The organism is Actinomycetospora chiangmaiensis DSM 45062 (assembly GCF_000379625.1).
GTDB lineage: Bacteria > Actinomycetota > Actinomycetes > Mycobacteriales > Pseudonocardiaceae > Actinomycetospora > Actinomycetospora chiangmaiensis.
This window is the reverse complement of sequence record NZ_KB903247.1, coordinates 24,446-49,762: the sequence shown is the minus strand read 5'-3', so window position 1 is coordinate 49,762 and position 25,317 is coordinate 24,446. Positions and strand designations below refer to the sequence as shown.

Here is a 25,317-nt window from a genome sequence, read left to right as displayed (position 1 = left end):
CGACGGGGCGATCCGGACGTGTCACGCACGACCGCCCCCTCGTCTCACTCCTCGCCGACGGTCGGGCTCCGCTGCGCTACGTCTCCTCGATCGACAGCGCACCCGACGGGCACGAGCCGACGGCGTTGCGGGCGGCCTCGGCGTCGGCCCCGTCGGGGGTCTCCTGCAGCACGACGACGATCGCGTCGTCGTCCTGGTCGAAGACGTTCTCGGCGGCGAGCACGCAGTTGCCCGCCCCGATGCAGACGTCGCGGTCGGCTCGGATCCTCATCAGGTGGTTCCCCTCCGGTGGTGGGCGACAGGACGGCTGATCTCACCAGGAGACCGGCAGGTGCCGCAGCCCGTAGACCACGGCGGCCGACCGGAACTCCGGCTCCCCGGCGACGGCCAGCGCCGGGAAGCGGCGCAGCAGGGCCGGGAACGCGATGGCCATCTCCATGCGCGCGAGGGGGGCGCCCAGGCAGTGGTGCACGCCGTGCCCGAAGGCCACGTGCGGGGACGCCGCCCGCCCGACGTCGAGCCGGTCCGGGTCCTCGACGAGCGCCCGGTCGCGGTCGGCGGCGGGCAGCGAGACGACGACGAACTCCCCCGCGCGCAGCGTGGTCCCCGCCACCTCGGTGTCCCGGGTCACCTGGCGCGGCATCCCGGAGTGCACGACGGACAGGAACCGCATGAGCTCCTCGACGGCGGGGGCGGTCACGGCCGGGTCCTCCCGGACGGCCGCGGCCTGTCCGGGGTTCTCCAGCAGGGCGAGCGTGCCGAGCGCCAGCATGTTGGCGGTGGTCTCGTGGCCCGCGATGAGCAGCAGCGAGGCGACCCCGATCAGCTCGGCCCGGCCGAGGTCCGCGCCGTGCTCGCGGACGAGCATCCCGAGCATGTCGTCGCCCGGGTCGGCCGTGGCGCGGTCGACGAGCGTGCCCATGTACGCACGGGACTCCGCCGCCACGGCCCCCCGCTCCGACAGCGGCCGGGTGAGGTCGAGCTGGATCGCGGCGCGCCGGTGGAAGTCGCCGCGGTCGGCGTAGGGCACTCCGAGGAGCTCGCAGATGACGAGGCTCGGGATCGGCAGGGCGAAGCGCTCGACGAGGTCGGCGGGCGGGCCGGCCTGCTCCATGGCGTCGAGGTGCTCGGTGACGATCTGCTCGATGCGGGGCTGCAGCCGACGGATGCGGCGCACCGTGAACTCGCCGGTGAGCAGGCGCCGCAGCCGCGTGTGGTCGGGCGGGTCCAGCGCGAGGAGGTTGCCGGCCCGCTCGTCGGGGTCCGCTCCCGGCAGGCCCGGCAGCCCGGCGCTGGAGAAGCGCTGCGCGTCCCCGAGGATCTCGCGCACGTCCTCGTAGCGCGTCGCCAACCAGGCGCGGAGACCGAGCGGCGTGGTGACGGGCTCCAGGCCCGGACGCTCCCGGAGCTCGGCCATGCGCGACGGCGGGTCGTACCGGTCGCGTTGCATGTGGAGGGGGAGGGCGATCGCGCCGGTCATCCACCGACGGTAGCACCGGAAACGGTAGCCAGCTGTCAGATACACGTGCCCACGGGGCGGGCACCCCGCCGCATGAGCCGCACCGTCCTCGTCACCGGCGCGTCCCGGGGCCTCGGCCCCGAGATCGCCCGCCAGCTCGCCGCCGCCGGCTGCACCGTCGTCGCCGGCACCCGCGACCCCGCCGACGGCGAGCGCGTCGCCGCCGGGCTCGGGATCCGCTCGGTCGGCCTCGACGTCACCGACCAGGCCTCGGTCGACGCCGCGATCGCCTGGATCGACGAGCACCTCGGGCGGCTCGACGCGCTGGTGAACAACGCCGCGGTCCACTACGACCCGGGGGCCGACCCGCTCAACGAGGACCTCGCGGTCGTCGACGAGGCGTGGCGCACCAACGTGCTCGCGGTCTGGCGGATGATCCAGGCGGCCGCGCCGCTGCTGCGCGACGGGACCGAACCCGTCGTCGTGAACGTGACGAGCGAGCTGGGGTCGCTGGCCCGGATGCGGGCGCACTCGCCGGCCTACTCGGTGTCCAAGGCCGCGCTCAACGCGACGACGCGGGTGTTCGCGGACGCGCTCGCACCCGTCGTCGTGCAGTCGGTCTCCCCCGGCTGGACCGCGACCGACATGGGCGGGCGCGGTGGCCGGCCGGTCGCCGACGGCGCGGCCGGCATCGTCGCGACCGTGCTCCGCCCGACCGTCCACCCGAGCGGCTCGTTCCTGGCGGACGGCCGCACCGTCCCCTGGTGACTCAGCCCGGCTCGGCGCACGCCTTGGCGGCCGCGACGAAGTGGGCCACGGCCGGGGACCGGTCGCTGCGACGGTAGGCGACCTGCAGGGCGACCTGCGGGACGTCGCCGTCGAGGGGCAGGAAGACGACGCCCGGCGGGCGCAGGTTCGCGTAGTAGGACGGCTGCAACGACACCCCGAGCCCCGCCGCGACGAGACCGAGCTGGGTCTCGATGTCGGCGCCCTCGGCGACGATGCGCGGGCTGAACCCGTGGCCGAGGCAGTAGCTGACGATGATGTCGAAGAAGGCGCGGCCCAGGGGGCGGGGCCACAGCACGAACGCCTCGTCGGCGAGGGCGCGCGGGTCGACGGTGGGGCCGTCGGCGAGCTGGTGGTCCGAGGGCACGGCGCACAGCAGCGGCTCGGACACGAGGTGCTCCACCGCCACGGCCTCGGTCGGCTGCGCGGCGCGCACGAGCCCCACGTCGATCCGGCCGTCGGCGAGCGCGACGAGCTGCGCGGACGTGTCGTGCTGGCTCACCTCGAGCTGCAGGTCCGGGAACTCGGCGCGCACCAGCCGCAGGATGCGCGGCGCGATGGAGGCGAGCGCCGTCCCCACCGACCCCACCGTCAGCAGTCCCACGGCGCCGCGGGCCGCCTGGGTCACGAGCGACTGCGCCCGTTCCGCCTCGTAGAGCACCCGCGGCGCCGCCTCGAAGAGCACCCGCCCGGCGGCGGTGAGCTCGGTCGCGCGGCTGGAGCGGTCGAACAGCGCCGTGCCGAGGCTCTTCTCCAGCGCCCGGATCTGCTGGGAGAGCGCGGGCTGGCTGACGTGCAGCCGCCGCGCCGCCCGGCTGAAGTGCAGCTCCGAGGCCACCGCGAGGAAGGCCCGCAGCTGCCGGAGCTCGAGGTCCATGCGCTCGATGGTGCCCGACCTCCGGCGGACACCGGACGGCGGCGCGCGCGATCCATAAGTCACGCCTTCTCAGAGCAGTGGCGTTGCCGATCAGGCCGCGCCACCACGTCCCGGTCTCGGCTTGCAGGGTGGAGGGCAGCCGTTGCACCCGACCCCGGGAGCCCCGTATGAGCTCCGAGTACCGCGTGATCGTCGTCGGCTGCGGCGGGCCGGGGAGCGCCGCGCTGTACTGGGCGGCTCGCGCCGCGGGGGGTCGGTCCGGCGCCGTGCTCGGCCTCGAGGCCGGTCGCGCCGGCACCCGCCCGGACCGCACCCTCGTGCTCTCGCCCACCCAGCCGCTCGACGTGCACGCGGCCCTCGCGCCGGGGGCGCTCGAGACGTGGCGGGACGTGGAACGGGTCTCGGGTCAGACGCTCGTCGCCCCGACCGGCGAACTCGTGGTCGCGGAGGCCGGGCGGGGCGGGGAGGCCGTGCTCGACGGCTACCGCGCCGTCGCCGCCCGCCACGGCACGCCGGTCGAGGAGCTCGACGCGCGCGCCCTGCACGCCCGCTGGCCCCAGATCCGGGTGACCGGCGGGGAGCGCGCGCTGCACCAGCGCGGCGCCGGCGTCGTCGACGCGGGCCGGGCCGCCGCCGTGCACCGGGCGCTCGCCCGCGGCCGGGGCGCCGAGGTCCGGGAGGACACCCCGGTCCGGGCGGTGCGGCCGCGGCGCGACCACGTCGAGGTCGTCACCGACGACGCGGTCCACCGCGCCGATCAGGTCGTGGTCACGGCGGACGCCGTCGCCGCGGGCCTGCTCGCCGACGTCGGCCGTCCCCTCCCGCTCGTCACCCGCCACGAGCAGGTGACGAGGTACGCCACGGCGAACCTGCTCGACCACTCCCCCGGCCCGTTCCCCGTGGTGCGCTGGCACGGCGCCGAGGACCTCGTCGGGTTCCCGGTGCACGGTGCGGTCGCGACGACGCTGGACCAGGAGCTCGACGGCGAGCCGTCGTTCGAGGCCGACGCGCTGCTGCGCAAGCGCCGCGAGGAGTTCCTCGAGGAGCACCTGCCCGGGTTCGGCGGCCCCGAGCTGTCGAGCACCACCTGCGCCACCACGATCGCCCCGGACCGCCACCTCGTGGTCGACACGGTGCCGGAGGCACCGGCCGTCCACGTGGCGGTGGGCACGGGCCACGGGGGCGCCTACGCCTCGCTGCTGGGTCGCGTCCTCGCCGAGTTCGCGACGGCGGGTCGGTCCCGGTTCCCCGTCGACACCTTCAGCCTCGACCGGCCCGCCCTGCTCGACGCCGACTTCGAGCGCCGCTTCGGCTTCTAGGCCGGGGTCACCGCGCCGCCGGTGTCAGCACCGGCTGGTGACCCGGGCCAGGTGTTCGTGGGCGAGGCGGACCGCCATGGCCCCCTCGCCCACCGCGGACGCCACCCGCTTGATCGACTCGCTCCGCACGTCGCCCGCGGCGAACACGCCCGGGACGTCGGTCTCCAGTGTCGCGGGTGCGCCGTCCGGGGCTCCCCGGTCGCCCTCCCCGTCGTCGTCGCGGGCGGCGAGGGCGGGGCCGGTGCGGACGTAGCCGCCGTCGTCGAGCGAGACCGCCCCCGCCAGCCAGTCGGTGCACGGACTGGCGCCGATGAAGACCATGAGCTCGCGGGCGGGCAGCTCCGCGCGCGACCCGGTCGTCGTGTCCTCCACGACCACCGTCTCGAGCCGGCCGTCCTCGCCCTCGAGATCGCGCACCTCGCTGTGCAGGTGCACCTCGATCCGCGGGTCGCGCAGCACGCGGTCGGCCAGGTAGCGCGACATGAACTCGTCGAGGGTGTGCTCGCGCGCGACGAGCCGGACCGAGCCGGCGTGATCGGCGAGGAAGAGAGCGGCCTGGCCTGCCGAGTTCCCGCCCCCCACGACGACGACCGGGTCGGCCACGCACAGCTGGGCCTCGACGAGCGTCGCGGCGTAGTAGACGCTGGTCTGCTCGAACTCGTCCAGGCGCGGGACCGGCAGCCGCCGGTAGCGGGCCCCGGTCGCGATCACGAGGGTGCGCGTGGGGATCTCGTCCCCCTCGGACAGCCGGACCGTGGGGTGGGACCCCGACACGTCGAGGGTGACCGCGTCGGCCGGCACGGTCGCCGTCGCGCCGAACTTCCGTGCCTGCACCTCGGCCCGCTCGGCCAGCTCGGCCCCGGAGATGCCGGCCGGGAAGCCGAGGTAGTTCTCGATGCGTGACGACCGGGCCGCCTGCCCGCCGACGGCGACGGCGTCGAGGATCCGGGTGGCGAGCCCCTCGGACGCCGCGTAGACGGCGGCGGCGAGGCCCGCGGGCCCGGCGCCGACCACGAGCAGGTCGCACGGCCCGGACGAGGACCGGTCGGACCGGCGCCCGACGAGCGAGGCGAGCTCGGCGACGTCGGGATTGCGCAGGACCCTGTCCCGCCAGAGCACCACGGGGGTCTCCGCCACCGTGACGCCGAGTCCGCGCAGCAGCGACTCGGCCTCCCGGTCGGCCTCGACGTCGACGAACCGGTGCGGGAGCCGGTTGCGCGCCGCGAACTCCCGCAGCCTGCGGGTCTCCGGCGAGTACCGGGACCCGATGATGCGGAAGCCCAGTCCCTCGCCGATCGCGAGCGTGCGCCGGATGAGGTAGGCCCGGAGGATCTCGTCCCCGAACGCCTGGTCGCGGCTCAGGACGTCCCGCAGGCGCTCCGCGGGGACCTCGAGCAGCTCCCCGGGCTCCAGCACGACCGTCGAGAAGAAGGCGACCTCCCCGGTCAGCAGGCCGAGCTCCCCGAGGAACCGTCCGGCCCCGTGGACGCGGACCACGCGCTCCGCCGGGGTCCCGAGCGACTCGACCACGGCGACCCGGCCCGACACCACGACGAGGAAGGACTCCTCGGGGCGCCCCTCGGTGACGAGCACCTCCCCGCGCCGGGTCCGCCGACGCGACCCGTACCCGTCCAGCACCCGGATCCGGTCCTCGGACAGCCGCGGGTAGGCCCCCGTCAGGTCCGGGGTCTCGTCGGGCGGCGCGGAGGCGAGCAGCCGCTCGACGTCGTCGGCGGTCGTCGTCCCGGGGGTCACGCGAACGCCTCGTCCACGAAGCACCAGCGCCAGAACTCCCCCGGCTGCGCCGAGCGCACGATCGGGTGCCCGACGACGCCCGCGTGGGCACGGGCATGGCGCATCGGCGAGGAATCGCAGCACCCGACGTGGCCGCAGGTCAGGCACAACCGCAGGTGCACCCAGGGGGTGCCCATCCGCAGGCACTCCTCGCACCCGTCGGTGCGCGGGGCCACGTCGCGGACCCAGCCCAGGTGCGGGTCGGTGGCGACCTGGCGCGGGGCGGTCATCGCCGACCTCCCCGGCGAGGCGTCCGTGCGGTCGGGGGCAGGTCCGTCGGCAGGCCGAGCGCGCGGCTCGACCCGGAGCGCGTACACGTCACGAGCGACTCCTGGAGGTCCGAGGTCGGTCGCGGGCCGTACCGTCCGCCCGGCCCGCGCCATCACCGTCACACCGGCGCGCCGCGCCCGAACCGGTCCGACGGAGGCAATCCCCACGGGGCTCCTGGACCCGGCAGGTCGGTCCGCCCGCTCGCCCGCACGCGGCACCGTCGTCGGTCGGCGGGGCACGCCGACGACCGGGAACCGCGGGAAGGGCGAGCCGATGACAGCTGGCGGGCCGCCCCGTCGCGCGTCCCCGGGGAGCGGCGGGGCGCGGCCGGCCGACGTCGCCCCGCCGGAGCTGGCACTGCTCGCTCAGGTGTTCCCCCGGATGGACGCGCGGATCGCGCCGCCCGGCGCGCGGTCGGGCGTCGTCCGGTGTCCCCGGTGCCGGTGGCGCAACCGGATCCCCGCTGCCGGGTCCGGGGTCCCGGTCTGCGGGAACTGCCGTCACGCCGTCCCGTGGATCGCCGCCGCCGGGGACGCGGACTTCGCGGTGGTCGCCGACCGGGCGACGCTGCCGGTGCTCGTCGGGCTCTGGGCACCCTGGTGCGGGCTCAGCTGGGCGGCGCGGGTGGTGCTCGAGCGGGCCGCCCTCGCCCGCCCCGGGCAGGTCAAGCTCGTCGAGGTGGACGTCGCCGCCGCGCCGCGGCTCGCCCGACGGTTCGCGGTCCGCATGGTCCCGACGCTGCTGGTCCTGCGGCGCGGACGACCCGTCGCACGCCGCCACGGACTCCCGACCGCCGCCGAGCTGGCGACCTGGCTGGACGCGACCGTGGGGCCGGAGCCCACCGTGGCCTCCCCGTCCTGACGGTCCGGCGCGGTCGACGGCACGGTCGGCCGGGAGGTCCGGCCGGACCGTCGCTGCCCCGCCGGGCCCAACCCGGTCCGAGAGTTTGCACCTGCGGGACCGGTTCGGTGCCGGACGGGCGGGGAGCACCGTGAGATCGCTCGGCAGCCGCCGAGGCGCCCCTGCGTACGACCGCCCCAGGCTGGAGGCCCTCCATGGCCCTGATGCGATTCGACCCGTTCCGCGAGTTCGACCGGCTCGCGGAGCAGACCCTCGCCACCGGAGCGCGCGCCGCCCGCGGCATGCCGATGGAGGCGCTCCGACGCGGGGACGAGTTCCTCGTGCACCTCGACCTGCCCGGCGTCCGTCGCGAGGACGTCGACATCAGCGTCGAGCGCAACGTGGTGAGCATCCATGCGAACCGCGCGCCGCAGCGGGCCGAGGGCGACGAGGTCATCGTCGACGAGCGTCCCTACGGCGTGTTCGGCCGCCACCTGTTCCTCGGAGAGAACCTCGACCCCTCCGGCCTGTCGGCGGAGGTGGCTTCCGGGGTGCTGACCCTGCGGATCCCCGTGAGTGAGGCGAGCAAGCCCCGCAAGATCGCCGTGAGCTCGACCGCCGAGGGCGACGGCACGCCCGACGAGTCCGCCGAGCACAGCGCGTCCGCGGACACCCCCGTCGGGGCCGGTTCCCGCTGACCCCGCGCCCAGGAACTCGACGTTGACCGGCCACGCGGGGGCGGCGGCGCAGGCCGTCCGGCCCGACGGGGTGGCCCCGCTGCTCGATCGGAGGAAGTGACATGGCACGCGCCGCGGGTATCGACCTGGGCACCACGAACTCGGTGATCGCCGCCTGGGAGGGCGGGGCCTCCGAGGTGGTCCCCAACGCCGAGGGAGCACGGACCACGCCGTCGGTGGTCGCGTTCACCGACACCGGGGAACGCCTGGTGGGGCAGCTCGCACGCCGGCAGGCGATCCTCAATCCGCAGGGCACGGTGTACTCGGTCAAGCGGTTCATCGGACGCCGCTTCGACGAGGTGACCGACGAGGCCGCCCAGGTCACCTACGACGTGGTGGCCGACGAGAACGGCAACGCGCGGATCCAAATCCGGGACAAGCTCTACGCCCCGGAGGAGATCAGCGCGATGATCCTCCGCAAGCTCGCCGACGACGCGGGCCGGCAGCTGGGCGAGAAGGTCGACAAGGTCGTCATCACCGTGCCGGCCTACTTCAACGACGCCCAGCGCACGGCGACCCGCGATGCCGGCCGGATCGCGGGTCTCGAGGTCCTGCGGATCATCAACGAGCCGACGGCCGCGGCGCTGGCCTACGGGATGGACAAGCGCGAGCACGAGACGGTGCTGGTGTTCGACCTGGGCGGCGGGACGTTCGACGTCAGCATCCTCGACGTGGGTGACGGCGTCGTCGAGGTGCGCGCCACCGCCGGCGACACCCACCTCGGCGGCGACGACTTCGACCGGCGCATCGTCGATCACCTCGCCGACGGGTTCGCCTCGGAGAACGGCATCGACCTCCGCCGTGACCCGCAGGCCCTGCAACGGCTCTACGAGGCGGCGGAGAAGGCGAAGGTCGAGCTGAGCTCCGTCGCCCAGACGCAGATCAACCTGCCGTTCGTCACGGCCGACGCCACCGGCCCCAAGCACCTCACCACGACCCTGATGCGCTCGACGTTCGAACGGCTGAGCGCGGACCTCGTCGACCGCACGATGGGGCCGGTGGAGCAGGCGATGGCCGACGCCCGGGTGACGGCCGACGACATCGACGAGGTCATCCTCGTCGGCGGCTCCACCCGCATCCCCGCCGTGCAGGCCCTCGTGCGCCGGCTCACCGGCGGTAAGGACGCGAACATGAGCGTCAACCCCGACGAGGTGGTCGCCGACGGCGCGGGCACGCAGGCCGGCGTGCTCACCGGGGACGTCTCCGACGTGCTGCTGCTCGACGTCACACCCCTCTCGCTCGGAGTGGAGACCCAGGGCGGCGTCATGACGAAGATCATGGAGCGCAACACCACGATCCCGGCGCGGGGCAGCGAGACCTTCTCGACGGCGGCGGACAACCAGCCCGCCGTCGACGTGGTGGTGCTGCAGGGCGAACGCGAGCGCGCCGCGGACAACCGCGTGCTCGGCCGCTTCCAGCTCGGCGACATCCGGCCGGCGCCCCGCGGCGAGCCGCAGGTCGAGGTCACGCTCGACGTCGACGCGAACGGCATCCTCAACGTTACCGCCCGCGACCGCGACACCGGGGCGGAGCAGGGGATCACGATCTCCGAGAGCTCCACCCTGGACCAGGCCGAGGTCGATCGCATGGTCGCCGACGCGGAGCGGAACCGGACCTCCGACCAGGAGCTGCGGCGCGACGTCGAGGCCCGCAACACCCTCGACGCGGTCGCCCACCAGGTCCAGCGCCTGCTCGACGAGCTGGGCGACGACGCCCCGGCGCACGAGCGGGCGCGGGCCGAGATGCTCGTGGCCGACGCCCGCTCCGCCGTCGGCGAGGAGGTGCCGCGGGCCCGCGCCGAGGAACTGACCCAGGAGCTGCAGGGCGTGCTCGACGGGCTCCGGGCCGCCTCGGCCGGTCGGGGCAACGGGTCGTCGGGCCGGGCGGCCGCCGGCGCCCCGGGGGCCTCGGGAGCCGGTGGGGCCTCGGGAGCCGGTGGGGCCTCGGGAGCCGCGGCGGACGCAGGCGGCAGCGACGACGACGTGATCGACGCCGAGTTCGATCGCACCTGAGCCGCACACGATGACCTCCCCGACGCCCGGGCACGACCCGGGATCGACGCAGACCTCTCCCGACGACGAGGCGGACGACGGCCGCCGCGACCCGGACGGCAGGTCCGAGCCGGACCCGGGCCGGGACGGGGGCGGGGACGCCGGTGGAACGGACGGGCCGGCCCGTCCGTCCGCCGCCGAGCTCGAGGACCGGTGGCGGCGGGCCGTCGCGGACCTGGACAACCTGCGCAAGCGGCACGCCCGGGCGCTCGGTCGGGAACGGGCGGAGGAGCGGGGGCGGGTGGCCGGGGCGTTCCTCCCGGTGCTGGACAACCTCGACCTGGCCCTGCAGCACGCGCAGGCCGATCCGGGCGCGGTCCTGGAGGGCGTCCGGGCCGTCCGCGAGCAGGCGGCGGCGATCCTGGCGGGCCTCGGCTACCCCCGCCAGGACGACACCGGCGTCCCGTTCGACCCGTCCCGCCACGAGGTGGTGGGGGTCGTCGCCCCGGCGAACGGCGAGGAGCCCGGACACGTCGCGGACGTGGTCCGTCCCGGCTACGGCACCCCGGAGCGGCAGCTGCGGCCGGCGTCGGTGACCGTCACCGGGCCGGCGGAGGGGTGAGCGGAGGTGGCCCGCGACTTCTACGAGGTGCTCGGCGTCCCCCGCGACGCCGGGAGCGAGGAGCTCCAGCAGGCCTTCCGCCGGCTGGCCCGCGCCAACCATCCCGACGTCAACCGCGACCCCGCGGCGGAGGAACGGTTCAAGGAGATCAACGAGGCCTACCACGTCCTGTCCGACCCCGCGCAGCGCCGCCGCTACGACCGGTTCGGGGAGGACTTCCGCAAGGTCCCCGACGACTGGGAGCAGACCGTCGGCGCCGGGGTCGGCGGCCGGCCGGGCGGGCGGTCGTCCGCCGGCCCGGGAGCCCGTTCCCGCTCCGCGGGCTTCGACCCGTCGGGCTTCGACTCCGCGGGCTTCGACTCCGGGGGCTTCCGCTCCGCGGGCTTCGACGACTTCGCCGGGGACATCGACATCGAGGATCTCCTCGGCGGCATGTTCGGCCGCGGGCGCGCGCGGTCGGGGCCGATCACCGGGGCCGACCAGGAGGCGGAGCTCCCGCTGACCGTCGAGGAGGCGTACCGCGGTGGGCGCCGCCCGGTGACGCTGACCGGGACGGCCGGGCCCCGCACCTACACGGTGACGATCCCCGCGGGCGTGACCGACGGGCAGCGCATCCGGCTGGCCGGCGAGGGCGGGCGCGGGACCGGCGGTGGGGAGCCGGGCGACCTCTACTTCGTCGTGCGGCTCCTCCCGCACCCCCGGTTCCGGGTGACGGGCCGCGACATCACCGTCGACCTGCCGCTCGCGGCGTGGGAGGCCGCGCTCGGCGGGAGCGTGCCCGTCCCGACGCCCGCGGGTGGGACGAAGGTCGAGGTCCCGCCCGGCTCGTCCACCGGGCGCCGGCTGCGCCTGCGGGGGCAGGGCATGCCCAACCCCCGGGGGGCACCGGGAGACCTGTTCGCGGAGATCCAGGTCATGGTCCCGCCCCGGCCGACCGACGCCGAGCGGGACCTCTTCGCCCGCCTGGCCGAGGTCTCCGACTTCGACCCGCGCCGCGACGCACGACGAGGTGACCCATGACGGAGAGGTACGCGATGACGGTCCACCGCCTGCCGGTGCGGCGGTTGAGCCGGGAGGAGTTCTGCCGGCGCAGCGGGGTGCACCCCGACCTGCTGGGCCGCTTCGTCGCCCTCGGGCTGGTGCAGGCGGTGCGGGCCGGCGACGAGCTGCGGTTCCCGCCGGGGCAGCTCCCCGTCGTCGCCCGCATCGAGCGTCTCCGCCGGGGGCTCGGGCTCAACTACGCCGCGATCGGGCTCGTCTGTGAGCTGCTCGATCGCATCCAGGAGCTGGAAGGCCGACTGCGGGAACGGAGCAGCTGATGGACCTGAACCGACTCACCCAACGATCGCAGGAGGCGTTGTCCGCCGCAGGGGACATCGCGACGCGGGCCGGGCACACCGAGGTCGACGGCGAGCACCTGCTGCTCGCCCTGCTGGAGCAGCCCGACGGGTTGGCGCCCCGCCTGCTCACCGGCTCCGGGGTCGACGTGTCGCGGCTGCGCGGGGACGTCGAGGCCGCGCTGGCGCGCAAGCCGAGGACGACCCGCCCGGCGGCGTCCCCGGGCCAGGTCTCGGTCACGCAGACCCTGGCGCGTGTCCTGGAGGCGGCCGAGCGCGAGGCGGCCCGGATGAAGGACGAGTACGTCTCGGTCGAGCACCTGCTGGTCGCGCTCGCCGACGGGGGCGAGCAGACGGGGACGGGTCGTCTCCTGGCCCGGCACGGGGTCACCCGCGATCGCATCCTCACCGAGCTCACGACGATCCGCGGCAACCAGCGGGTCACGTCGGCGAGCCCGGAGGGCACCTACGAGGCACTCACCAAGTACGGCCAGGACCTCGTCGCGAACGCGCGGCAGGGCCGGATGGACCCGGTCATCGGCCGCGACGCCGAGGTCCGTCGCGTGATCCAGATCCTGTCCCGCAAGTCGAAGAACAACCCGGTGCTGATCGGCGACCCGGGCGTGGGGAAGACCGCGATCGTCGAGGGACTCGCGCAGCGCATCGCGCACGGCGACGTCCCGGAGGGCCTCATCGACCGGACGGTGTTCGCCCTGGACATGGGTCTGCTCATCGCCGGCGCGAAGTACCGGGGCGAGTTCGAGGAGCGGTTGCAGGCCGTGCTCGCGGAGGTCAAGGCCGCCGAGGGCCGGATCCTGCTCTTCGTCGACGAGATGCACACCGTGGTCGGCGCCGGCGCGGCCGAGGGCTCGATGGACGCGAGCAACATGCTCAAGCCGATGCTGGCCCGGGGCGAACTGCACATGATCGGCGCCACCACGCTCGCCGAGTACCGCCACGTCGAGAGCGACGCCGCGCTGGAGCGTCGCTTCCAGCCGGTCCACGTCGAGCAGCCGACCATCGAGGACACCGTCTCCATCCTGCGCGGCCTCCGCGAGCGGCTGCAGGTGTTCCACGGGGTGCGGATCCAGGACGGCGCACTGGTGGCGGCCGCGACCCTGTCGGACCGCTACCTGACCGAGCGCTTCCTCCCGGACAAGGCGATCGACCTGGTCGACGAGGCGTGCGCCCGGCTCCGCACCGAGATCGACTCGATGCCCGCGGAGCTCGACGGGATCACCCGCCGGGTCACCCGGCTCGAGATCGAGGAGGCGGCGCTGGCCCAGGAGGCGGACGCGGCGAGCGCCTCCCGGCTGGAGGAGCTGCGCCGCGAGCTGGCCGACCTCCGCGCCGAGGCCGACGCCATGCGCGCCCAGTGGGAGGCCGAGCGGCAGGCCATCAAGCGCGTCCAGGAACTGCGGGCCGAGCTGGAGCAGGTCCGCCACGAGGCCGAGGAGGCCGAGCGCGCCTACGACCTCAACCGCGCCGCCGAGCTGCGGTACGGCCGGCTCGTCGAGCTGGAGCGCCGGCTGGCGGCCGAGGAGGGTCACCTCGCGACGAAGCAGGGCGGTCGGCGCCTGCTGCGCGAGGAGGTCACCGCGGAGGAGATCTCCGAGATCGTGTCCTCCTGGACGGGCATCCCGGTCAGCCAGCTCACCGAGGGCGAGCGGGAGAAACTGCTGCGGCTGGACAAGATCCTGCACAGCCGGGTGGTCGGGCAGGACGAGGCGGTCCGCGCGGTGTCCGACGCGATCATGCGGGCCCGCTCGGGGATCAAGGACCCGCGGCGCCCGACCGGGTCGTTCATCTTCCTCGGGCCCACCGGCGTCGGGAAGACCGAGCTGGCCAAGGCGCTGGCGTCGGCACTGTTCGACTCCGAGGACAACATGGTCCGCATCGACATGAGCGAGTACCAGGAGCGGCACACCGTGTCGCGCCTGGTGGGGGCCCCGCCCGGCTACGTCGGCCACGAGGAGGGCGGTCAGCTCACCGAGGCGGTCCGGCGGCGGCCCTACGCCGTGGTGCTGTTCGACGAGATCGAGAAGGCACACCCCGACGTCTTCAACACGCTGCTGCAGGTGCTCGACGACGGCCGCCTGACCGACGCGCAGGGCCGCACGGTCGACTTCCGCAACGCCGTCGTGATCATGACCTCCAACATCGGCTCGCAGTACCTCATCGAGGGGGTGACCCCGACCGGGGACCTCACCGACGAGGCGCGCGACCTGGTGCTGGCCGCGCTGCGCGCGCACTTCCGCCCCGAGTTCCTCAACCGGGTCGACGACACCGTGCTGTTCACCCCGCTCGTCGCGGACCAGATCGCCGAGATCGTGGACCTGATGCTCACCGAGCTGCGGGCCCGGTTGGCCGAGCGGCACATCGGGCTGCGGGTGACCGACGCGGCGCGCGCGTTCGTGGCCCGGGAGGGCTACGACCCGGTGTACGGGGCACGGCCGCTGCGCCGGTTCATCGCCCGGGAGGTGGAGACCGCCGTCGCGAGGGCGCTGGTGGCCGGGGAGGTCGTCGACGGCTCGACGATCGACGTCGACGTCCGCGACGGCCGGCTCGTCGTCAGCCACGACGCCCCCACCCGGACCGACGAGGTGGTGGTGCCGGTATGACGGCCGGAACGGGCGGCGACCCGGTGGTGACCTGCCCGAACTGCGGCATGCGCAACCGGGTGCCCGCCGTGGGCGCCGGGCGACCGACGTGCGGGAAGTGCCACGCGCACCTGCCGTGGATCGCGGAGGCGGGCGACACCGACTTCACCGAGATCGCCGAGCGCGCGCCCCTGCCGGTGCTGGTCGACCTGTGGGCCACGTGGTGCGGGCCCTGCCGCATGGTGAGTCCGGCCCTCGAGCAGCTCGCCACGGAGCGGGCCGGCCGGATCAAGCTGGTGAAGGTCGACGTCGACGCCAACCCGGGCATCGCCCGGCGCTTCGAGACCATGGCGGTCCCCACCCTGCTCGTCCTGCGCCGGGGCGAGGTCGTCGCCCGGCAGGCCGGCGCGGCGCCGCTCCCGACGCTGCGCACCTGGCTGGACGAGTCCCTCGGCGCGGACGCCGGGACCACCCCCCACGAGAAGGAGACGACGGGATGACGAGCACGGTGGCGGACACGCTGACGAACGCGGCGACCGGTGCGAGGACCGGTGCGAGGACCGGTGCGACGACGGGCCTGCGCGACCGGGCCTGGGTGATCCCGCTGCGGCTGGTGTCGGGCGGCTACGTACTCGACTCCGGCCTCTCCAAGTGGGGCGCCGACGAGGCCACCGCCAAGTACCTGCACGGGTTCGCCCGGGGCGCCTACCCGTTCCTCGAGAAGATCACCCGACGACCTTCGCGAGGGGCCTCTCCGCCGGTGAGGTGGGCCTCGGCGCGGCGCTGCTGCTGCCGGTCGTGCCGAACGTCGTCGTCGGGGTGGGCCTGCTCGGCTTCGGCGGGGGCCTGCTCGGGCTCTACGCGGCGACCCCCGGGATGCGGCGCCCGGGCAGCGTCTTCCCGACGCCCGACGGCATCCCGCTCGCGAAGGATGCGTGGCTCGTCGCGATCGGAGCGGCCCTGGCGTTGGCCGGCCGGGCGCCCGAGCGCCGGTCGCGTCTCTCCCGCCTCGTGGCACGCCTCGGGGGTTAGCCCCGGCGAGGTCGCGGCCTGCCCGCGCCCCGGACCCGGTCGAGATCCAGGACCGGACGAATCGGATACGCCGTGTGATGATCTGGGTGCGCGGGGTAGTGCGACTCGCATGACCGAGATCCGCGACGCGGCCACGGCGACCCGGGCGGACAGCGGCCTGCGGAAGGATCTGGGGTTCTGGTCCCTGCTCGCCGCCGGGCTGGGCAGCGTGATCGGGTCCGGCTGGTTGTTCTCCTCGCTCTACGCCGCCCAGGACGCCGGGCCCGCGGCGATGCTCGCGTGGGTCATCGGCGGCGCCCTGATGCTCTGCGTCGCCCTGGTCTTCGCCGAACTCGGCATGGCCAAGCCGGAGTCCGGCGGCCTCGTGCGCTACCCGATGTACAGCCACGGCGGTCTCGCCGCGGGCATCGTCGGGTGGGCGAACTGGATCAGCTACGTCGGCAACCCGCCGACCGAGGCGGCGGGCGTCGTGCAGTACGCCGCCGCGTACCTGCCCGGCGTCTACGAGGGCAACCGGCTCACCGTCCTGGGCATCGCCCTCGCCGTGGTGCTCATGGCCGCCTTCGTGGCGCTGAACTGGTTCGGCGTGCGCCTCTTCGCCCGCTCCAACACGGTCATCACCGCGATCAAGATCCTGATCCCGACGACGACGATCGTCCTGCTCGTCGCCAGCGGCTTCGACTCGTCCGACCTCACCGACCACGGCGGCTTCGCCCCCTACGGCTGGAGCGCGGCGCTGGGATCGATCGCGACGGCGGGCATGGTCTTCGCCTACACCGGCTTCCGCAACGTCGTCGAGCTGTCCGGCGAGGCACGCGACCCCCGCCGCACCGTCCCCCGGGCCCTGATCATCACGATCCTCGTGACGATCGTGCTCTACCTCGGCCTGCAGCTCGCGTTCCTCGGCGCCGTCCCCGCCCCGGCCCTGCTCGGGGGCTGGCACGGCGTGAACTTCGACTCGCCGTTCGCCGACCTCGCCATGGTGCTCGGGCTGACCTGGCTCTCGTGGACGCTGATCGCCGACTCGATGCTCTCGCCCTCCGGCTCCGGGATCGTGTTCACGGCCGCCAACGCCCGCAACGTCTTCGGCCTGGCCAAGAACGGCTTCTTCCCCTCCTGGCTGACCGGCCTCAACGCGCGGGGCGTGCCCGCCCGGGCCCTCGCGGTCAACTTCGTCATCGGCCTGGCCTACCTGCTGCCGCTGCCGAGCTGGCACTCGATCATCTCGGTGACCGGGTCGATCGCGGCGTTCACGTTCCAGATCGGGTCGGTCTCGCTCATCGCGTTCCGGCGCTCCGGCCTGACCCGGCAGGACACGCGCCTGCGCGGCATGACGGTGATCGCCCCGGTCGCGTTCGTGGTGTCGTCGCTGGTCATCTTCTGGGTCGCGTGGCCGAAGCTGCGCGTCGCCATGGCCATCACGGTCATCGGGGTGCTCGTCTACGTCGTGGTGTGGCTGCGCTCCGGCCGGCCCGCCGGACAGCTCGCAGGCGGCTGGTGGCTGGTGGTCTACCTGGCGGGGATCACCGTCCTCTCCGCCCTCGGGAGCTTCGACGGCGCCGACCTGGTCCCGGCCCCCTGGGACAGCGTCGTCGTCGCGGTCTTCGCGCTCGCCGTCTACTCGTGGGGCGTGCGCAGCGGGGTGGCCCACATGCTCGCCCGGCCCGACATGGTCCGGGAGCTGCGCGCCGAGGCCGACCACGACCGCGGCGACGCCCCCGAGGTCACAGACGCGCGCTGAGGGTCTTCGGCGCCACGTGCCGGTAGGCGTCGGTGACGAGGCCGCGCAGCTCGTCGTCGTCGAGGGCGTCCTCGCCGGTGAGGTCGAGGCGCAGGCCGACCCACCCGCGGGGCCCGACGTAGGGCGGACGGAAGAAGCGCGCGGGTTCGTCCTCGATCAGCTGCTCCGCGACCCCGGGTGGGGCGGCGGCCCACAACGCCACGTGCGGGTCGCCGTGGTGGTGGTCGGCGAACATGACGAACGTCTTCTTCCCCCGCACGAACCAGCACGGTGAGCCGTGGCTCGGGCGCTCCACCACCTCGGGCAGCGCGAGGCAGGCGGCACGGACGCGGTGCAGCAACGGCTCGGGGTCCATGCCGCCTAGACGAGCAGAGCTCCCACCAGGAGCGCCAGCACGAAAGCCACCAGAACCACGAGCGTGACGATCTTCGTCCACGGCGCGTGGGTCGTGCCGGTGACACCCTCGCGCTGGTCGTCGTCCACCGTGGTCCTCACGTCGTCCGGTTCGTCCGGATTCCGAGGCTACCCGCCTAGCTCGCCCGCCGTCGTCCCGCCTCGGCCGCGACCGCGTGGCGGGCCCGGCGCGGCACCGTCTCCACCTCCGGGGCGGGAAGCGCCGCGTGCCGACCCGTCGAGGGCTCCGGCACCGGACCGCGCGGCGCCGGCGCCCACGACTCGGGCGCGGGCTCCGCGGGCACGACGCGACCCCCGAAGGTCAGTCCGCCGCCGAACGTCGCCGTGGTCTCGGTCGACCCCGGAGGCCCTTCCCGACGACGGGTCGCTCCGGTCGCGGCGGGGCGCGCCGCCCGGTCCGCCCGTTCCGCTCGAGGCGCGTCAGGCAGGCGCGACGGGCCGCGATCCGGTGTGACGCGGTCCTCGCGCGGGGTGCGATCGCTCCCCGGTGCCGCGAGGGGCACGTCAGGCAGGCGCGACGGCCCGCGACCCTGCGTGGCGTGACCCTCGCGCGGGGCGTGCTCCCGCTGCTGCGCGGCGGTGCGACGCGCGTGCGAGGACCGGCGGAGGGTCGCCCCGTCGTCGTGGGCCTCCGCGGCGCGGCGCCCCGGCGTGGGCCGCGCCGCGCCGGCGGCCCGGACGCCCGACGGGCGGGGCCGCTCCCCGCTGGGCGCCGGACGGGGCGACGGCACGGCGTCGGCCGGGGCGGCACCGACGGCCGGGGCGGCACCGACGGCCACCGCGGCGTCGGCCCGGGCGGCACCGACCGGGGCGGCACCGACGGCCGCCGTGGCGGTGGGCGGGACGACGGGCGGGCGGGGCGGCGTCGCGGCCCGGGACTCGTCCGCGAGCCGGCGGCGTCCGCCGCTGCGACGGACCGTGCCCGTCGCGGCAGCGGCACCGGCCGTCGTCGTCGTCCGGGCGTCGTCGTCGGCCCGCACCGGCGCGGCTGGGCGCGGGCGGGGTCGGACGCGGCCGTCACGGATCGCGACCGTCTCGGCGGTCACCGCAGGACGGGCGGTGTCGTGTCGCCCGGCCAGGGGCGTCTCCATCGACCGCACGGCCGCCTCGACCATGGCGACGGCCCGGACGGCGTGCCGGGAGGTGACGGCGACGGTAGTCGTGCGCTCCTCCGCGGCCTGCGACGGACGCCAGGACGGCTCGGGACGCGGGGCGGCGACGATCCGCTCGCGGGACACGGCCGTGGCGCGCTCGCCCGCAGGCGTCGGCCGCGGCGGGCGCGCGCGCACGGTCGGCGTCGGAGCCGCGGGCGCGGGGGCCACAGGGTCGGTGGGCTCCCCCACCTCGGCGACCGCGTCGGGCTCCTCCCACCGGCGGGGCCGGGCGGGACGGACGGGGACGGGCACGAAGGGCACGGGATCCACCGGGGGTCGGGCCGTGACGGCGGCGCGCCGGCGCGCCCGCACGCGGGTGCCGACGGCGGAGACGAGGAACGCGAGGCCGACCGCGACCCAGAAGGCGACGACCGCGAGCTGGTACCAGGGCGGGGGCGAGGAGAAGAGCACCACCTGCACGCCCGCCGCCGCGAGCGAGACCAGCGCGAGCACCGCCGCCGTCGAGGGGCGCGTGGTGAGCTGCCAGAGCGGCCGACCCTGACGCGTGCGCAGCACGACGGAACGCACAGGGCGACCTCCTCGGCTGTCACCCGGACGAGTGACCCCGCCGTTATAGCACCTCGATCAGCCCGTGTTCTGACAGGACGGGCACCAGAACAGGTTCCGGGCGACGTGCGTACTCCGGACGATCTCGGTCCCGCAGAGCAGACAGGGGCGACCGTCCCGCCGGTAGACGTACACGGGTCGGTCCTGGGCGAGGTCGGCGTGCTCCGGGCGCAGGGTGCGGATCGACCCGCGCTTCACCCCGTCACGCAGGAGTTCCCCCAGGTCGTCCCACACGGCGAGGAACCGGTGCCGACCGAGCGCGCGGCCCTCGAGCAGCGGGTCGAGCCCGTGGCGGAACAGCACCTCGGCCCGGTAGACGTTGCCGACCCCGGCGATCACGGCCTGGTCCATCAGCAGCGTCGCGAGCGGTGCACGTGACTTCGAGATCCGCGCCCACACCCGCTCCGGGTCGCCGTCGGGCCGCAGCGGGTCCGCGCCGAGCCGGGCGTGCAGCGCCTCGACCTCACTCTCGGTGAGCACCTCGCAGGCCGTGGCACCCCGAAGGTCCGCGACATGCGTCGGTCCGACCATGCGCATCCGGACCTGCCCCACAGGCGGCGGAACCGCCTCGGCTCCGCCGTCGCCGGGAAGGGCGGTGAGCGAGAACTTCCCGTACAGCCCCAGGTGCACGTGCACCACGAGGTCGGCCTCGTAGACGTGGAAGAGGTGCTTGCCGTGGGCGTCGATATCGCGCAGCACCCGGCCGTCGACGAGTTCCGCGCCGGCGGTGAACCGTCCCTGCGGCGAGGAGACCGCGACGGGCTTCCCGCGGAACCGGCGGCGGTGCGCGTCGGCCAGCCGCCGGATGGTGTGACCCTCAGGCACCCGTGATGTGCCCGGTCTTCTCGTACTCGGTGAGCATGTCGATGCGGCGCTGGTGCCGGCCGCCCTCGAACGCCGTGGCGAGGAAGGCCTGCACGATCGTCGTCGCCTCCTCCGTCGTGTGCATGCGCGCACCGATCGCCACCACCTGCGCGTCGTTGTGCCTGCGCGCGAGCTCGGCGGTCTCCGTGTTGTAGGCGAGCGCCGCACGGATGCCGGTGACCTTGTTGGCCGCGATCTGCTCGCCGTTGCCCGAGCCGCCGATCACGATGCCGAGCGAGCCCTCGTCGGCGAGGACGCGCTCCCCGGTGGCGGTGCAGTGGGGCGGGTAGTCGTCGGTGGCGTCGTACTCCGCCGGCCCGACGTCGACCACCTCGTGCCCGGCGTCGGCCAGCGCCGAGAGCAGATGGGCCTTGAGCTCGAAGCCGGCGTGGTCGGAACCGATGTAGACGCGCACGGCGAGAGTCTCGCAGCCCGATACCCGTTCCCGACGGCGGGTGCGCCCCGTTCGGGGGAAGGTCACGACCGCGACCCGTGAAACATCCCCGTGACACGGCCGATCTAGCGTGCTCACCATGGCGGAGGGACTGGCAGGCCCCGGTGGCGTCGTGCTCGGTGTCGAGGAGGAGTTCCACCTCGTCGACCTGGAGTCCCGCTGCGCCGTCCCGCGCGTCCCCGAGATGCTCGACGAGCTCGCGGCGCTCGACGCGGACGCGTTCGCGGCGGAGCTCAAGCCCTCCATCATCGAGACCAACTCCGACCCGACGTCGAGCCTCACCGACCTGCGGGCCGACCTGGTGCGGCTGCGCCGCATGCTGTCGTCGCTGGCCGAGTCCCGCGGGCTCGGCGTCGTCGGCGCCGGGAGCGTCCCGCTCGTGGAGGGGTCGCAGTCGGCCATCACGCCGAACCCCCGCTACGAGCGGATGCGCGACGAGTACCAGATGCTCGTCTTCGAGCAGCAGATCTGCGGCACCCAGGTGCACGTCGACGTGCCCGACCGCGACGCGGCCGTCGCCGTCATGCAGCACTCCGCGCCCTGGCTGCCCGCCCTGCTCGCGCTGTCCGCGTCGAGCCCGTTCTGGCAGTCGGAGGACACCGGCTACGCCAGCTCCCGCACCCTCGCCTGGCACCGCTGGCCGACGGCGGGTCCCCCGGCCCCGCTGCGCGACGCCGCGGACTACGACGCCCTCATCGACGACCTCGTGCGCTCCGGGACCATGTCGGACCCCGGCATGGTCTATTTCGACATGCGTCCCTCCGCGCACCAGAAGACCGTCGAGCTGCGCATCTGCGACGCCTCCCCCACCGTCGACGGCGTCGTGCTCATCGCCGGGCTGGCCCGCGCACTGACGACGCACGGTGTGCGCGCCCACCTCGAGGGCCGCCCGCAGCCGCGGTACCGCCCGGAACTGCTGCGGGCCGCGTCGTGGCGTGCCGCGCGCTCCGGGGTGGAGGGCGACCTGGTCGACGTGACCGGGCGTGAGCTGGTGCCGCCGTCGCGGGCGGTGCGGATGCTGCTCGACCACCTGCGCGACGACCTCGAGGACGCCGGCGACTGGGACGTCGTCTCCGAGCTGGCGCTCGAGGCCCTCGCCCGCGGGTCGAGCGCGGCCCGGCAGCGGCAGCGGTTCGCCCGGACCGGCACGCTCGAGGGCGTCGTCGACATGCTCGTCGGCGAGACCCGCGGCGAGCCGCAGGTCGAGATCGAGCTGCCCGTCCCCGAGGTCGTCGCGCCCGTGCTGCTCGGCGGCTACCACCCGCCGTCGTACGACGAGGCGGTGGACCACGACGGGCACGTCCGTCCCACCTACGCGTGGATGGTGTCCGCGCTGGAGCGCATCGGGCCGGGCGGACTGCTCGCCCACGAGAAGAGCCGGGACGCCGAGCAGCGGGCGCGGTCCATGTTCTTCCCGCAGCCCGACGACCCGGAGCGGCTCTTCCCCCTCGACCTCGTCCCCCGCCTCATCACCCGGCAGGACTGGGAGGGCCTCTCGGCGGGCCTCGTGCAGCGGGCCCGCACCCTCGAGGCGCTGCTCCAGGACCTCCACGGCGAGCGCGCCTGCCTCGCCGACGGGGTGCTGCCCCGGGCGGCCCTGCGCTGGCTCCCCGAGCCCGGCGACGCGTCGTCGATGGTCCCTGCCGGGGCCACGCGCGCGCTGATCAGCGGGCTGGACGTGGTGTGCGACGGCGAGGGCCGCTGGAAGGTCCTCGAGGACAACCTGCGCATCCCGTCGGGGATCGCGTACGCGATGGCCGACCGGCGTGTGGTCCGGTCGGTGTTGCCGGAGCTGCAGGCCCCCGAGGGCGTCGTGGACTCCGACGACGGGCCGGCGATGCTGCGCGCCGCCCTGCTGTCCTGCGCGCCGGCGGCCGTCGGCGACGACGCGTCGCTGGTGGTACTCACCGAGGGACCGCACGACTCGGCCTACTTCGAGCACTCGATGCTCGCCGAGGAGATGGGCGTCCCCCTGCTCGAGCCGTCCGGGATCCGGGTGACCGACGACGGGACGATCACGGTCGCGGTCACGGGCCGCCGGATCGACGTGGCCTACCGCCGCATCGACGAGGAGAAGCTCTACGCCTCCCCCGACGCCGACGGCCGCACGCTGCGCGATCCGCTGCAGGCCGCGGTCCGGGAGAACCGGTTCGCGCTGCTCAACACGCCCGGCAACGGCCTCGTCGACGACAAGGCCGTCTACCCGTTCATCCGCGCCCTCACGGAGTACTACTTCGGCGAGAAGGCGCTGCTCGACGACGTGACCACCTACTCGTGCGCCGAGCCCGACCAGCTCGCCCACGTCCTCGAGCACCTCGACACCCTCGTGCTCAAGCCCGTCGACGGGTACGGCGGAGCGGGCATCGTCATCGGCCGCGACGCCTCGGAGAGCGAGCTCGCCGCGGCCGCCGCCGACCTCCGGGCCAACCCCGCGAGCTACGTCGCGCAGGAGACGATCGAGATCTCCACGCACCCGACGTTCACCGGCACGGACCTCGCGCCGCGGGTGGTCGACCTGCGGGCGTTCGTGGTGCTCGGCGACGAGCCCGCGGTGCTCCCGACGCCCCTGACACGAGTCGCGCCCCCCGGGAGCCTCGTGGTCAACTCGTCGCGCGGAGGCGGGTCGAAGGACACCTGGATCCTGCGCTGAACCCACCCCTCCTGAGAGGAGTCGACGCATGTGCGGCATCGCCGGGGAGTTCCGGTTCGACGGGGGCGCGGCGCAGGTCGGCGCGGTGCTGGCGATGGCCCAGGTCCTCGAGCCACGCGGCCCCGACGGCTGGGGCGTCGTCGGGCACGGGCCGCTCGCGCTCGCCCACCAGCGGCTGCAGATCATCGACCTGACCGAGACCGGGGCCCAGCCCATGGTCGACGCCGAGCTCGGGCTCACCGCAGTGTTCAACGGCTGCATCTACAACTACCCCGAGCTGCGCGAGGAGCTGGGGCGCGAGGGCTACCGGTTCTTCTCCACCTCGGACACCGAGGTCATCATCAAGTCCTTCCACCGCTGGGGTCAGCGGTGCGTGGAGCACTTCAAGGGCATGTTCGCGTTCGCGATCGCCGACCGCGCGACGGGTCGCCTGACCCTCGCCCGCGACCGGCTCGGCATCAAGCCCCTCTACGTCGCCCCGGTGTCGGGGGCGCTGCGCTTCGCCTCGTCGCTGCCCGCCCTGCTCGCCCCCGGCGGCGTCGACACCTCGATCGACACGACCGCGCTGCACCACTACATGAGCTTCCACGCCGTGGTGCCCGCCCCGCGGACCATCCTCGCCGGCGTCCGCAAGCTCCCGCCCGCCGTCGTGCGGACCGTGGAGCCCGACGGCTCGTCGAGCGACTGGACCTACTGGGAGCCGGAGTTCGTCCGGGGCCGGACCGAGCACTCGGAGTCCGAGTGGGCCGAGATCGCCCTGGAGTCGCTGCGGACCGCCGTCCGGCGCCGGATGGTCGCCGACGTGCCGGTCGGGGTGCTGCTCTCCGGCGGGATCGACTCCTCGATCGTGGTCGCCCTGCTCGCCGAGGAGGGCCAGAAGGACCTCAAGACGTTCTCGATCGGCTTCGAGTCCGAGGGCGGGCAGAGCGGCGACGAGTTCGACTACTCCGACCTCGTCGCGAAGACCTACGGCACCGACCACACCCGCATCGAGGTGCCGAAGTCCGAGACCGACGAGGCGCTGCCGGGCGCGGTCGCGGCGATGTCGGAGCCGATGACGAGCCACGACGTCGTCGCCTTCTACCTGCTCTCCCGGGAGGTCTCGAAGTCGATCAAGGTGGTGCAGTCCGGTCAGGGCGCCGACGAGGTGCTCGGCGGGTACGACTGGTACCCGCCGATCGCCGAGGTCGGGCGCGAGGGGGCCGTCGACGCGTACCACCGCTCCTTCTTCGACCGGCCGTCCCCCGAGATCGCCGACCTCGTCGCCCCGGAGTACCTGGTCGCGGGCGACCCGTCGCTCGACCTCGTCCGCGAGCACTTCGCCCGGCGCGGCGCCGACGAGGCGGTCGACGCCGCGCTGCGGCTCGACACCACCGTGATGCTCGTCGACGACCCGGTGAAGCGCGTCGACAACATGACGATGGCCTGGGGTCTCGAGGCGCGCGTGCCGTTCCTCGACCACGACTTCGTCGACACCATGGGCGCCTGCCCGCCGGCCTACAAGATGGCCGACGGCGGCAAGGGCGTCCTCAAGGCCGCCGCCCGCGGGGTGCTGCCCGACGAGATCATCGACCGGAAGAAGGGCTACTTCCCGGTCCCGGCCATCCGCCAGCTCTCCGGTCCGGTCCTGGAGCGGGTCACCGCCGCCCTGACCGACCCCGCCGCGAAGCGCCGCGGGCTGTTCCGTGCCGACGCCGTCGCCACCATGCTCGACGACCCCAACTCCGGGCGCACCAACCTCGGCGCCAACGCACTGTGGCAGGTCGCACTCCTGGAGATGTGGCTGCAGGCCCACGAGATCGACTGACG

At 74.7% G+C, this 25,317-nt stretch carries 24 protein-coding genes; 14 read left to right on the top strand and 10 right to left on the bottom strand.

Going from position 1 to position 25,317, the window contains the following annotated elements:
• Window positions 1-76: 76 nt before the first annotated feature.
• Together A3CO_RS0127040 and A3CO_RS0127035 are read right to left on the bottom strand one after the other, a co-directional pair.
• The gene (locus A3CO_RS0127040; protein WP_018335391.1) at window positions 77-271 is read right to left on the bottom strand and encodes a ferredoxin; all 195 of its coding nucleotides are present in this window, start codon (window positions 269-271) and stop codon (window positions 77-79) included.
• A gap of 42 nt (window positions 272-313) precedes the next feature.
• Window positions 314-1,480, bottom strand: coding sequence for a cytochrome P450 (locus tag A3CO_RS0127035; protein ID WP_018335390.1), 1,167 nt, complete (start codon window positions 1,478-1,480; stop codon window positions 314-316).
• Between the two features lie 72 nt (window positions 1,481-1,552).
• On the opposite strand from A3CO_RS0127035, the gene A3CO_RS0127030 reads away from it, so the two are divergent.
• Window positions 1,553-2,227: an SDR family NAD(P)-dependent oxidoreductase gene (locus A3CO_RS0127030; RefSeq protein ID WP_018335389.1), complete on the top strand. Its 675-nt coding sequence runs from the start codon at window positions 1,553-1,555 to the stop codon at window positions 2,225-2,227.
• Window position 2,228: 1 nt separating this feature from the next.
• Here the strand turns inward: A3CO_RS0127030 and A3CO_RS0127025 are convergent, their stop codons facing one another.
• Complete coding sequence (locus A3CO_RS0127025; RefSeq protein ID WP_018335388.1) at window positions 2,229-3,122, bottom strand: LysR family transcriptional regulator; 894 nt, start codon at window positions 3,120-3,122, stop codon at window positions 2,229-2,231.
• Window positions 3,123-3,289: 167 nt separating this feature from the next.
• Here A3CO_RS0127025 and A3CO_RS0127020 point away from each other — a divergent pair, with 167 nt between their 5' ends.
• Window positions 3,290-4,441 carry an FAD-dependent oxidoreductase gene (locus A3CO_RS0127020; RefSeq protein WP_018335387.1) on the top strand — a complete coding sequence of 384 codons (1,152 nt, stop codon included), beginning with the start codon at window positions 3,290-3,292 and terminating at the stop codon, window positions 4,439-4,441.
• 24 nt (window positions 4,442-4,465) lie between these two features.
• Here the strand turns inward: A3CO_RS0127020 and A3CO_RS0127015 are convergent, their stop codons facing one another.
• Entirely contained in the window at window positions 4,466-6,196 is a 1,731-nt protein-coding gene (locus A3CO_RS0127015; protein WP_018335386.1) for an FAD-dependent oxidoreductase, read from the bottom strand.
• The gene (locus A3CO_RS0127010) at window positions 6,193-6,465 is read right to left on the bottom strand and encodes a UBP-type zinc finger domain-containing protein (RefSeq protein ID WP_018335385.1); all 273 of its coding nucleotides are present in this window, start codon (window positions 6,463-6,465) and stop codon (window positions 6,193-6,195) included. The genes A3CO_RS0127015 and A3CO_RS0127010 overlap by 4 nt, the downstream gene beginning before the upstream one ends.
• A 313-nt stretch (window positions 6,466-6,778) precedes the next feature.
• On the opposite strand from A3CO_RS0127010, the gene A3CO_RS0127005 reads away from it, so the two are divergent.
• From A3CO_RS0127005 to A3CO_RS0126960, 10 genes are all read left to right on the top strand, one after another.
• Window positions 6,779-7,366, top strand: coding sequence for a thioredoxin family protein (locus tag A3CO_RS0127005; RefSeq protein ID WP_245561616.1), 588 nt, complete (start codon window positions 6,779-6,781; stop codon window positions 7,364-7,366).
• 194 nt (window positions 7,367-7,560) lie between these two features.
• Window positions 7,561-8,043, top strand: a complete 483-nt coding sequence (locus tag A3CO_RS0127000) for an Hsp20/alpha crystallin family protein (protein WP_018335383.1) — start codon at window positions 7,561-7,563, stop codon at window positions 8,041-8,043.
• Between the two features lie 101 nt (window positions 8,044-8,144).
• Complete coding sequence (gene dnaK, locus A3CO_RS0126995) at window positions 8,145-10,094, top strand: molecular chaperone DnaK (protein ID WP_018335382.1); 1,950 nt, start codon at window positions 8,145-8,147, stop codon at window positions 10,092-10,094.
• A 10-nt stretch (window positions 10,095-10,104) separates the two neighbouring features.
• Window positions 10,105-10,695: a nucleotide exchange factor GrpE gene (locus A3CO_RS34565; RefSeq protein ID WP_018335381.1), complete on the top strand. Its 591-nt coding sequence runs from the start codon at window positions 10,105-10,107 to the stop codon at window positions 10,693-10,695.
• Window positions 10,696-10,701: 6 nt separating this feature from the next.
• On the top strand, window positions 10,702-11,715 hold the full coding sequence (locus A3CO_RS0126985; RefSeq protein WP_018335380.1) for a DnaJ C-terminal domain-containing protein: 1,014 nt from the start codon (window positions 10,702-10,704) through the stop codon (window positions 11,713-11,715).
• Window positions 11,712-12,014 carry a chaperone modulator CbpM gene (locus A3CO_RS0126980; protein WP_018335379.1) on the top strand — a complete coding sequence of 101 codons (303 nt, stop codon included), beginning with the start codon at window positions 11,712-11,714 and terminating at the stop codon, window positions 12,012-12,014. Before A3CO_RS0126985 ends, A3CO_RS0126980 begins: the two co-directional genes overlap by 4 nt.
• Complete coding sequence (gene clpB, locus A3CO_RS0126975; protein ID WP_018335378.1) at window positions 12,014-14,653, top strand: ATP-dependent chaperone ClpB; 2,640 nt, start codon at window positions 12,014-12,016, stop codon at window positions 14,651-14,653. The genes A3CO_RS0126980 and clpB overlap by 1 nt, the downstream gene beginning before the upstream one ends.
• Window positions 14,650-15,132, top strand: coding sequence for a thioredoxin (gene trxA / locus A3CO_RS0126970; RefSeq protein WP_018335377.1), 483 nt, complete (start codon window positions 14,650-14,652; stop codon window positions 15,130-15,132). Before clpB ends, trxA begins: the two co-directional genes overlap by 4 nt.
• A gap of 265 nt (window positions 15,133-15,397) precedes the next feature.
• Complete coding sequence (locus tag A3CO_RS39875; protein WP_018335376.1) at window positions 15,398-15,664, top strand: hypothetical protein; 267 nt, start codon at window positions 15,398-15,400, stop codon at window positions 15,662-15,664.
• 109 nt (window positions 15,665-15,773) lie between these two features.
• Entirely contained in the window at window positions 15,774-17,405 is a 1,632-nt protein-coding gene (locus tag A3CO_RS0126960) for an APC family permease (RefSeq protein ID WP_018335375.1), read from the top strand.
• On the opposite strand, the gene A3CO_RS0126955 is transcribed toward A3CO_RS0126960, so the two are convergent.
• Genes A3CO_RS0126955 through A3CO_RS0126935 form a run of 5 tightly spaced genes read right to left on the bottom strand, consistent with a single transcriptional unit; the run spans window position 17,389 to window position 20,819 of the window.
• Window positions 17,389-17,760: an MmcQ/YjbR family DNA-binding protein gene (locus A3CO_RS0126955; RefSeq protein ID WP_018335374.1), complete on the bottom strand. Its 372-nt coding sequence runs from the start codon at window positions 17,758-17,760 to the stop codon at window positions 17,389-17,391. The genes A3CO_RS0126960 and A3CO_RS0126955 overlap by 17 nt on opposite strands.
• 5 nt (window positions 17,761-17,765) lie before the next feature.
• Window positions 17,766-17,888: a hypothetical protein gene (locus A3CO_RS40155; protein ID WP_281167701.1), complete on the bottom strand. Its 123-nt coding sequence runs from the start codon at window positions 17,886-17,888 to the stop codon at window positions 17,766-17,768.
• A gap of 47 nt (window positions 17,889-17,935) precedes the next feature.
• Window positions 17,936-19,501, bottom strand: a complete 1,566-nt coding sequence (locus A3CO_RS0126945) for a hypothetical protein (RefSeq protein ID WP_026205053.1) — start codon at window positions 19,499-19,501, stop codon at window positions 17,936-17,938.
• A 57-nt stretch (window positions 19,502-19,558) separates the two neighbouring features.
• Window positions 19,559-20,365 carry an Fpg/Nei family DNA glycosylase gene (locus A3CO_RS0126940; RefSeq protein WP_018335372.1) on the bottom strand — a complete coding sequence of 269 codons (807 nt, stop codon included), beginning with the start codon at window positions 20,363-20,365 and terminating at the stop codon, window positions 19,559-19,561.
• Window positions 20,358-20,819, bottom strand: a complete 462-nt coding sequence (locus tag A3CO_RS0126935; protein ID WP_018335371.1) for a ribose-5-phosphate isomerase — start codon at window positions 20,817-20,819, stop codon at window positions 20,358-20,360. The genes A3CO_RS0126940 and A3CO_RS0126935 overlap by 8 nt, the downstream gene beginning before the upstream one ends.
• Window positions 20,820-20,937: 118 nt before the next feature.
• Here A3CO_RS0126935 and A3CO_RS0126930 point away from each other — a divergent pair, with 118 nt between their 5' ends.
• Window positions 20,938-23,508 carry a carboxylate--amine ligase/circularly permuted type 2 ATP-grasp protein gene (locus A3CO_RS0126930; RefSeq protein ID WP_033415107.1) on the top strand — a complete coding sequence of 857 codons (2,571 nt, stop codon included), beginning with the start codon at window positions 20,938-20,940 and terminating at the stop codon, window positions 23,506-23,508.
• Window positions 23,509-23,536: 28 nt separating this feature from the next.
• Window positions 23,537-25,315, top strand: coding sequence for an N-acetylglutaminylglutamine amidotransferase (locus A3CO_RS0126925; protein ID WP_018335369.1), 1,779 nt, complete (start codon window positions 23,537-23,539; stop codon window positions 25,313-25,315).
• Window positions 25,316-25,317 lie beyond the last annotated feature (2 nt).

Bases quoted from the DNA above. Each gene is read 5' to 3' on its own strand.
- A3CO_RS0127040 (WP_018335391.1), bottom strand. From the start codon at position 271: ATGAGGATCCGAGCCGACCGCGACGTCTGCATCGGGGCGGGCAACTGC.
- A3CO_RS0127035 (WP_018335390.1), bottom strand. From the start codon at position 1,480: ATGACCGGCGCGATCGCCCTCCCCCTCCACATGCAACGCGACCGGTAC.
- A3CO_RS0127030 (WP_018335389.1), top strand. From the start codon at position 1,553: ATGAGCCGCACCGTCCTCGTCACCGGCGCGTCCCGGGGCCTCGGCCCC.
- A3CO_RS0127025 (WP_018335388.1), bottom strand. From the start codon at position 3,122: ATGGACCTCGAGCTCCGGCAGCTGCGGGCCTTCCTCGCGGTGGCCTCG.
- A3CO_RS0127020 (WP_018335387.1), top strand. From the start codon at position 3,290: ATGAGCTCCGAGTACCGCGTGATCGTCGTCGGCTGCGGCGGGCCGGGG.
- A3CO_RS0127010 (WP_018335385.1), bottom strand. From the start codon at position 6,465: ATGACCGCCCCGCGCCAGGTCGCCACCGACCCGCACCTGGGCTGGGTC.
- A3CO_RS0127005 (WP_245561616.1), top strand. From the start codon at position 6,779: ATGACAGCTGGCGGGCCGCCCCGTCGCGCGTCCCCGGGGAGCGGCGGG.
- A3CO_RS0127000 (WP_018335383.1), top strand. From the start codon at position 7,561: ATGGCCCTGATGCGATTCGACCCGTTCCGCGAGTTCGACCGGCTCGCG.
- dnaK (WP_018335382.1), top strand. From the start codon at position 8,145: ATGGCACGCGCCGCGGGTATCGACCTGGGCACCACGAACTCGGTGATC.
- A3CO_RS34565 (WP_018335381.1), top strand. From the start codon at position 10,105: ATGACCTCCCCGACGCCCGGGCACGACCCGGGATCGACGCAGACCTCT.
- A3CO_RS0126980 (WP_018335379.1), top strand. From the start codon at position 11,712: ATGACGGAGAGGTACGCGATGACGGTCCACCGCCTGCCGGTGCGGCGG.
- clpB (WP_018335378.1), top strand. From the start codon at position 12,014: ATGGACCTGAACCGACTCACCCAACGATCGCAGGAGGCGTTGTCCGCC.
- trxA (WP_018335377.1), top strand. From the start codon at position 14,650: ATGACGGCCGGAACGGGCGGCGACCCGGTGGTGACCTGCCCGAACTGC.
- A3CO_RS0126960 (WP_018335375.1), top strand. From the start codon at position 15,774: ATGACCGAGATCCGCGACGCGGCCACGGCGACCCGGGCGGACAGCGGC.
- A3CO_RS0126955 (WP_018335374.1), bottom strand. From the start codon at position 17,760: ATGGACCCCGAGCCGTTGCTGCACCGCGTCCGTGCCGCCTGCCTCGCG.
- A3CO_RS0126930 (WP_033415107.1), top strand. From the start codon at position 20,938: ATGGCGGAGGGACTGGCAGGCCCCGGTGGCGTCGTGCTCGGTGTCGAG.
- A3CO_RS0126925 (WP_018335369.1), top strand. From the start codon at position 23,537: ATGTGCGGCATCGCCGGGGAGTTCCGGTTCGACGGGGGCGCGGCGCAG.